Raw genomic sequence first — 7227 nt, 5'->3', positions numbered from 1 at the left:
GGCGGAGTCATTCAATGCAAAGATAAAAGCCTTTAGAACAATACTCAGAGGGGTAAAATGCATTCCCTATTTTTTATTCAGACTAACCAATATTTATGCCTAGTCCACAAGAATACGGCATGATCCGTACTTATACATTTATTTTATGAAACAATTTAAGTTTTTATTTGTATTCATTTTGTTTAGTATTTGTTTTGCATCTTGTTCTAAAGATGATGGTAGTATCGAAGGTCAAGAGACGGGGCAGCCAGAAACACCCTCTGAAACAATTTTATCACCACCAGACTGGATTATTGGTACTTGGAAATCTCCTCTTTTGGGAGAATCTCACAAGTTTGAGTTCACAGAAAATAATTTCATTTTCACACAACTTACAATAAGCTATAATTTTTCAGAGATATCAAAACAGCAATACTACACTGTAAAAGAAATAACAAATACAGGAAGTGCCTACCAAATTGATAAAACCTTCTATATGGTCGGTACAGGACAAACATTAACTGATTCTTTCAAATTTGTAAAAGTATCTGATAATGAAGTTACCTTTTATGTGGTAGGAATCCTTAATCCGATACCTTATAAGTTAATCAAACAATAAAACCCTGTCAAATTATGAAAAATATTAAACTATCAACCATTACATTAATTATATCTATTATTTGTATATTATCTAGTTGTTCTTCTCCTAAAGTCATGCATAGTGTAGGAAAACTAAATGATATTGATTTACGATTTAATGTTAGTATGAACTCGTCAAAGTTCCCCAATAATCCATATACTGACAACACTCCACAAATGCTTTCTCTTTCTGTAACAAACTTAGACCCGAACAAAACTTTCAATGGTTCTTTAAAGGATAATGTTCCTCAAAAAGCAGTTGTAAATTTGACCTTCTTATTATCTGGAGACTTAGTTGTAGAACAACGTGTAGAGCTTTCTAACATGCAGGTTTCTCCTTTAGTAACTTCCCAAGAGCAAACTGTCGTTTTGTATCTTCCAAAGAAGAAGAAAATAAAGGAGCTTATGAGTGTAGATGTTTCTTACGTCGATTTGTATTAATAACTGTCATTTTATGAAAGATTTGTTATCTACAATTATAGTTATAGTCGGTGTAATAATCGGTTGTATCGGCATCGTTATGTTCATAGTGAAAGTAATGTCTTCATTCTTGCATATATTGCCATATATTATCGGTTTAGTTGTTATTATAGCTGTAATATCATATTTTCTTAGTCCTTCTGATAAGTCAAGGTAATTCCCTTGACATTCAGAAATTTAAATAAAAAGGCTGAAAATTAACAAAAAATGCTACTTTTACAATTGCATTATACAATAGCGGTGTTCACTTTGGTTTATCATCTAACAGAACATGACGCAATGTATATGCTGTTGTGAGAAGCCTGTATCAGTAATATCATACACTCGCTTCCGATATGGACGTGTAGAGTATATAGACTCATACTGCCGTAGTTTGCCTCAGAGGTAATTTCTCACACGCCCGCAAGGAGCGAAATCCTTGCTTCTTTTCAGCCTTTTATTTGTTTATTAACCTTTTAATCCTGATTTATGAAAAAGAAAGAAGATACATTCACATTTTATCCCGACAATAACAATAAATTCAGATGGAGACGCACTGCTTCAAATGGTCGTAAAGTAGGTGGAGCAACACAAGGTTATTCAAACAAATCAGATTGCATGGATAATGCTGTAAGAAATGGGTATGATGAAAGTAAGCATATCACTGTTTACGAATGGTAGAGCATGTTGATGTACCTTTAAAAAGTATCTTCTCACTAGCAGCTCTCTGCTTTAGAAATTCTTTTGCCTCAGCCCAATCCTGAGCCCAAATTTCACCGCCTCTTTCCTGACCTTCTATTGTGTAGGTCGTCCCAAAGTAATATTCTGTAACTTCTCCTACTTTAGTTTTAGTTTTTTTACAATACTCTATTAATTTGTTATCTTGTTCGTCTTTATCTTTCATGTTTTTTGTTTTTAAATTAGTGAGTGGGGGTTAACCCCCTTGACATTTTTTGTGTAAAGTACTATATAGTTACCATTATTTATTATATTTATAGCAAATACGAAATCTATAAAAAATATACATATAAATAACCTTATTATGAAGAAAACGCCATTTACAGATATACATATTGCACTGGGTGCTAAAATGCACGAGTTTGCAGGATATAATATGCCCATCGAATATTCAGGAATCATTGACGAACATATGACTGTTTGCAATGGAGTAGGAGTGTTTGATGTTTCTCATATGGGCGAAATATGGGTAAAAGGTCCCAGAGCCTTGGCTTTCTTGCAGCGAGTAACCAGTAATGATGTTGCTATATTGCCTATAGGAAAAGCTCAATATTCATGTTTTATAAACAAGGAGGGTGGTATAATAGACGATATTATCATCTATCACTACGAGCCCGAAAAATATATGCTTGTTGTAAATGCTTCGAATATAGAGAAAGACTGGAATTGGTGTGTCGAGAATAATGAAGAGTTTGCTGATCTGGAGAATGCTTCTGATAAAATAGGTCAATTAGCTATACAAGGGCCAAAAGCTTTGGAAACATTACAAAAACTAACGAAGATAGACCTTACTACTATCCCTTATTACTCGTTTACGATAGGTAGTATGAAAGGTTCTGGCCTGGAAAATGTTATTATCTCTAATACAGGTTATACCGGAGCAGGAGGCTTTGAAATTTATTTCTATCCTGAGTATGGTATCGATATTTGGAATGCTATATTTGAAGCAGGAGCAGAATTTGGCATCAAGCCAATTGGTTTAGGGGCTCGTGATACGCTTCGCCTCGAAATGGGTTATTGTCTTTACGGGAACGATTTGGATGATACTACAACGCCTCTAGAGGCTGGTTTGGGTTGGATTACTAAGTTTATTGAAGATAAAAACTTTATAGGTCGCTCTGTATTAGAAAAACAAAAGGTTGATGGTGTGACCAGAAAACTCTGTGGGTTTCAATTGGAAGAGAGGGGCATTCCTCGCCATGGCTATGATATTGTAAATGCTGCCAATGAGAAAATAGGTGTTGTAACTTCGGGAACAATGGCTCCCACAACTAAAGCTGGTATAGGTCTAGGCTACGTGAAGCCTGGATATGCTAAACTAGGTTCTGTGATTTATATAAAAATAAGAGATAAAAAATTGCAAGCTCAGGTTGTAAAACCTCCTTTTAGAAAGTTGTAATTTAGTCAGCTATACAAAATAGAAAAGGGATTCAATTTTGAATCCCTTTTTTTATCATCTTAGTAAGATATATTATTTTTTGTCTTTAGTTTCTTTAGAGCAGCAAGACTTTTTCTCTGTATCTTTTTTCTCTTTTGTGCAAGTTGATTTTTCTGTTTTAGCCTTAGGTGCATCTTTTTTTGCATCCTGAGCCATTACAGCCGTAGAAGCAAGAAGGGCAATGGCCATGATAGCTGACATAAATCCTTTTTTCATATTGTATTTGTTTTTTTATTTGAGTTAAACAACCATTTGTTCACTTGCAAATATAAACGGTATTTTCACACAACAAAGTTAATGGACGTTAAATAAAAAGTTGGTAACTATAAGGTTTGTAAATGAGTATATCTGCTTAATACTTGAAGATACCAAATTCACTTTCGATTACTAATTCAGTTTTATCAGATTTTTCTACAAATCCGACGATTTGAGCGTCTATTCCAAATGATTTAGATATATCGATTACTTCTTGTGCATATTCCGGAGCCAAATATATCTCCATGCGATGCCCCATATTGAATACTTTGTACATTTCTTTCCAATCTGTACCCGATTGTTCATGTATCAGCTTGAATAAAGGTGGTACAGGGAACATGTTGTTCTTCGTGATTTTTACATTCTCTACAAAGTGAAGTACTTTTGTTTGTGCTCCGCCCGAGCAATGTACCATTCCATGTACTTCCGGGCGTAATTTTTCCAGTATTTGTTTGATAACGGGGGCATAGGTGCGGGTAGGGGATAACACCAGTTTACCGGCATCTATATCTAACCCATCTATGGTATCAGTCAATTTCATATTACCCGAATAAACTAAGTCAGCAGGAATGCTGAAATCGTAACTTTCCGGATATTTGGTTGCCAGATAATTAGCGAATACATCGTGACGTGCAGATGTAAGTCCGTTGCTTCCCATTCCGCCATTGTATTCCTTTTCGTAAGTAGATTGCCCCGATGATGAAAGCCCCACAATTACGTCACCACCCTGTATCTTGTCGTTCGATATGACATCGCTACGCTTCATTCTACATGTAACAGTACTATCTACTATAATTGTGCGCACAAGATCACCAACGTCAGCTGTTTCGCCACCAGTAGGATAGATATTTACTCCCAAAGCCGATAACTCTTCACATAAGTCATTTGTTCCATTTATTATAACAGAGATAACCTCACCTGGTATTAACATTTTATTTCTGCCGATGGTTGACGAGAGTAGAATATTGTCTGTAGCACCTATACACAATAAGTCATCGATGTTCATTATCAGAGCATCTTGTGCAATGCCTTTCCATATAGATATATCGCCTGTTTCGCGCCAATACATATATGCCAGTGACGATTTAGTTCCTGCACCATCAGCATGCATAATATTGCAGTATTCGGGGTCTCCACCTAATATGTCAGGTATTATTTTACAAAATGCTTGAGGAAAAATGCCTTTATCAATGTTTTTTATTGCATTATGCACATCTTCTTTTGATGCTGAAACACCGCGCTGGTTGTATCTTTGATCGCTCATTTGGGAGATATATAAATGGTTATAAATTGAGAAAACAAAGGTAGATAATTTTAGGCAATATGGCAATGCTTATCACTAGCTAATAAAAGAAAACAGCCCGCAAAATGAATTGCAGACTGTTCCTGTATTTTGTATCGATTATATCTAAATCAATAGTCTTTTACTTCCCATCCCAATGCACTTGCACCAAGCACGGCAGCATCGCTTTCTTTAAGCTCCGACATTAGAAGTTTGATCTTGTTTCTGTAAATAGGAAGCATGTTTTCTTCCATATGTTTGCGTACCGGATCAAAGATCAATTTACCGGCTTTAGTAAGACCTCCGAATAAAATTATTGCTTCAGGGCTAGAGAATGCCACAAAATCAGCAAAAGACTCGCCAAGAAGTTGTCCTGTCAACTCAAAAATTTCTTTAGCCAGTTTATCACCCTTTACTGCTGCATCGTATACATCTTTCGATGTGATCTCTTCAGGTTTAAGTTCTCTAAGAAGACTTGGATCTTTTTTTGTTTCAAGATATTCTCTTGCTGTACGCGCAACACCTGTAGCAGAACTGTATGTTTCGAGGCATCCTTTTCTACCACAACCACATATGCGTCCATCACGACGGATAGTAGTATGTCCTAATTCTCCGGCGAAACCATCGTGTCCATAAACAAGTTGTCCATTAACAACAATACCACTACCAACACCCGTACCTAATGTGATTACAATGAAGTCTTTCATACCACGAGCCGCTCCGTATGTCATTTCACCGATAGCAGCAGCGTTAGCATCATTTGTAAGAGCAACAGGAACATTAAGTTTGTCTGTTAGCATTTGAGCCAATGGAATAACACCTTTCCATGGTAAGTTTGGTGCAAATTCTATACATCCTGTAAAGAAGTTTCCGTTAGGAGCACCAACTCCAATTCCTTTGATATTAGCAGCACCACCAACCTGATCCATAATTTCTTGGACTCCGGCAGCAAGATTTGCAACATAGTCATTAATTTCTTTATATGTACTAGTTTTGATAGAGCCTTGATTTATGATATGCCCCCTTTTATCAACAACACCAAAAACGGAATTAGTACCACCAATGTCAATTCCAATAGCGTATGGTTTCTCCATGATTTTATATTTATGTTAATTCAACAATGAAAATTTATATTTTTATTTTATGGTCTACAAATATAATTATTCTGTGATAAAAATTAGCTCGAAAGCAGGAATAATGTAGAATTTTGATCAAGATTGTTTCAAATATGTGTCAAGTACCTTGTTTGCAGCAATGAAAGAACTCATTCTGGAACTCAAAACTTGCTGTTCACAATCTTTTAGTTCGGCTTGTATCGTCGGATTGTTATAGAAATTTGATTTTAGTTTCTCGTTAATCGTCTCGTACATCCAGAATTTAGACTGTTCATTCCTTCTGTGACGAAAATGTTCATTTTTTTTGACGAAAGCTACGTATTCATCGATCATATTCCATACTTCCGATATTCCAATGCCATAATATCCTGAGTAAGTTAATACTTTCGGCTGCCAGCCAGATTCGGGTAGGGGAAACAAGTGGAGTGCATTCTTGAAATGCGATTGAGCAAGTTTAGCTTTTTCTATATTGCTTCCATCAGCTTTATTGATTACTATGCCGTCTGCCATTTCCATAATGCCTCGCTTGATTCCTTGTAATTCGTCACCGGTACCAGCTAATTGAATAAGTAAAAAGAAATCTACCATTGAATGTACTGCCGTTTCAGATTGTCCGACACCAACTGTCTCTACAATAATGCGATCGAATCCTGCAGCTTCGCACAAAACAATTGTTTCGCGCGTTTTACGAGCAACTCCGCCCAAAGATCCGGCAGAAGGAGAGGGGCGAATAAATGCATTTTTTTGTACAGCAAGCTGTTCCATCCGTGTTTTGTCACCAAGAATACTTCCTTTAGTAACCTCACTTGATGGGTCTATAGCCAGAACTGCAAGTTTACAATTATCCTTTAGGATGTGCATACCAAAAGCATCTATTGATGTACTTTTTCCTGCGCCGGGAACTCCGGTTATACCAACTCGTACAGAATTACCTGAGTAAGGCAAGCATTTTTCGATAACTTGCTGTGCAATAATCTGATGTTCTGGTTTTGAACTTTCGATTAGAGTCACTGCTTGGCTTAGAATAGATATATTTCCTTTTAAGATTCCATCAACATATTCTGCTACAGTATATGATTTACGTTTGAATCGTTTGAAATTATTTAAATATGGATTTACAGTAGGCTGCTCACCGATGCCTTTGTTTACTCGTAACCCTTGAAATTGATTGTCATTTTCTATATGTTCCATATATTCTTATTGCTATATGATTTTAAAAGTAAATGTACTAAAAATTACTAGGAAAGGAAAGGGTTATAATTAATCAAATCAATAATTAAACATAATAGTAGTTATATAACTTTTGTCTAGCAGAATTCAAT

The 7227-nt window shown here is 35.8% G+C and carries 10 protein-coding genes; 5 read left to right on the top strand and 5 right to left on the bottom strand.

Annotated elements, in window-relative coordinates; all coding sequences use genetic code 11:
* The first annotated feature begins 145 nt into the window (after nucleotides 1-145).
* The 4 genes from G7Y57_RS13110 to G7Y57_RS13095 all read left to right on the top strand — a co-directional run bounded on the left by G7Y57_RS13110 (nucleotide 146) and on the right by G7Y57_RS13095 (nucleotide 1758).
* Entirely contained in the window at nucleotides 146-598 is a 453-nt protein-coding gene (locus G7Y57_RS13110) for a hypothetical protein (protein ID WP_165024823.1), read from the top strand.
* A 14-nt stretch (nucleotides 599-612) separates the two neighbouring features.
* Nucleotides 613-1059 (top strand): hypothetical protein, encoded by a 447-nt coding sequence (locus tag G7Y57_RS13105; RefSeq protein WP_165024819.1) that lies wholly within the window; start codon nucleotides 613-615, stop codon nucleotides 1057-1059.
* Nucleotides 1060-1072: 13 nt separating this feature from the next.
* Nucleotides 1073-1255, top strand: a complete 183-nt coding sequence (locus tag G7Y57_RS13100) for a hypothetical protein (RefSeq protein ID WP_165024816.1) — start codon at nucleotides 1073-1075, stop codon at nucleotides 1253-1255.
* Nucleotides 1256-1566: 311 nt separating this feature from the next.
* Nucleotides 1567-1758, top strand: a complete 192-nt coding sequence (locus tag G7Y57_RS13095) for a DUF1508 domain-containing protein (protein ID WP_165024814.1) — start codon at nucleotides 1567-1569, stop codon at nucleotides 1756-1758.
* Here the strand turns inward: G7Y57_RS13095 and G7Y57_RS13090 are convergent.
* Nucleotides 1739-1981 carry a hypothetical protein gene (locus tag G7Y57_RS13090; RefSeq protein WP_165024811.1) on the bottom strand — a complete coding sequence of 81 codons (243 nt, stop codon included), beginning with the start codon at nucleotides 1979-1981 and terminating at the stop codon, nucleotides 1739-1741. The two genes, G7Y57_RS13095 and G7Y57_RS13090, sit on opposite strands and share 20 nt — an antisense overlap.
* A 138-nt stretch (nucleotides 1982-2119) precedes the next feature.
* Between G7Y57_RS13090 and gcvT the strand changes: the two genes are divergently transcribed.
* Nucleotides 2120-3214, top strand: a complete 1095-nt coding sequence (gcvT, locus tag G7Y57_RS13085; RefSeq protein ID WP_165024809.1) for a glycine cleavage system aminomethyltransferase GcvT — start codon at nucleotides 2120-2122, stop codon at nucleotides 3212-3214.
* 72 nt (nucleotides 3215-3286) lie between these two features.
* Here the strand turns inward: gcvT and G7Y57_RS13080 are convergent, their stop codons facing one another.
* From G7Y57_RS13080 to meaB, 4 genes are all read right to left on the bottom strand, one after another.
* On the bottom strand, nucleotides 3287-3469 hold the full coding sequence (locus G7Y57_RS13080; protein ID WP_165024805.1) for a hypothetical protein: 183 nt from the start codon (nucleotides 3467-3469) through the stop codon (nucleotides 3287-3289).
* A gap of 136 nt (nucleotides 3470-3605) precedes the next feature.
* Nucleotides 3606-4772: an AIR synthase related protein gene (locus G7Y57_RS13075; protein WP_165024802.1), complete on the bottom strand. Its 1167-nt coding sequence runs from the start codon at nucleotides 4770-4772 to the stop codon at nucleotides 3606-3608.
* Between the two features lie 149 nt (nucleotides 4773-4921).
* A complete protein-coding gene (locus G7Y57_RS13070) occupies nucleotides 4922-5884 on the bottom strand; it encodes an ROK family protein (protein ID WP_165024800.1) in 963 nt (320 codons plus the stop codon).
* 117 nt (nucleotides 5885-6001) lie between these two features.
* A complete protein-coding gene (gene meaB / locus G7Y57_RS13065; RefSeq protein WP_165024797.1) occupies nucleotides 6002-7096 on the bottom strand; it encodes a methylmalonyl Co-A mutase-associated GTPase MeaB in 1095 nt (364 codons plus the stop codon).
* Nucleotides 7097-7227 lie beyond the last annotated feature (131 nt).

This window comes from Dysgonomonas sp. ZJ279, from assembly GCF_011039205.1.
Taxonomy (GTDB): domain Bacteria; phylum Bacteroidota; class Bacteroidia; order Bacteroidales; family Dysgonomonadaceae; genus Dysgonomonas.
The sequence above is the reverse complement of the archived record's forward strand: the minus strand, read 5'-3'. Positions and strand labels throughout refer to the sequence as shown.

What these genes read in the sequence shown, in the direction of transcription:
- G7Y57_RS13110 (WP_165024823.1), top strand. Translation starts at nt 146, where the DNA reads ATGAAACAATTTAAGTTTTTATTTGTATTCATTTTGTTTAGTATTTGT.
- G7Y57_RS13105 (WP_165024819.1), top strand. Translation starts at nt 613, where the DNA reads ATGAAAAATATTAAACTATCAACCATTACATTAATTATATCTATTATT.
- G7Y57_RS13100 (WP_165024816.1), top strand. Translation starts at nt 1,073, where the DNA reads ATGAAAGATTTGTTATCTACAATTATAGTTATAGTCGGTGTAATAATC.
- G7Y57_RS13095 (WP_165024814.1), top strand. Translation starts at nt 1,567, where the DNA reads ATGAAAAAGAAAGAAGATACATTCACATTTTATCCCGACAATAACAAT.
- G7Y57_RS13090 (WP_165024811.1), bottom strand. Translation starts at nt 1,981, where the DNA reads ATGAAAGATAAAGACGAACAAGATAACAAATTAATAGAGTATTGTAAA.
- gcvT (WP_165024809.1), top strand. Translation starts at nt 2,120, where the DNA reads ATGAAGAAAACGCCATTTACAGATATACATATTGCACTGGGTGCTAAA.
- G7Y57_RS13080 (WP_165024805.1), bottom strand. Translation starts at nt 3,469, where the DNA reads ATGAAAAAAGGATTTATGTCAGCTATCATGGCCATTGCCCTTCTTGCT.
- G7Y57_RS13075 (WP_165024802.1), bottom strand. Translation starts at nt 4,772, where the DNA reads ATGAGCGATCAAAGATACAACCAGCGCGGTGTTTCAGCATCAAAAGAA.
- G7Y57_RS13070 (WP_165024800.1), bottom strand. Translation starts at nt 5,884, where the DNA reads ATGGAGAAACCATACGCTATTGGAATTGACATTGGTGGTACTAATTCC.
- meaB (WP_165024797.1), bottom strand. Translation starts at nt 7,096, where the DNA reads ATGGAACATATAGAAAATGACAATCAATTTCAAGGGTTACGAGTAAAC.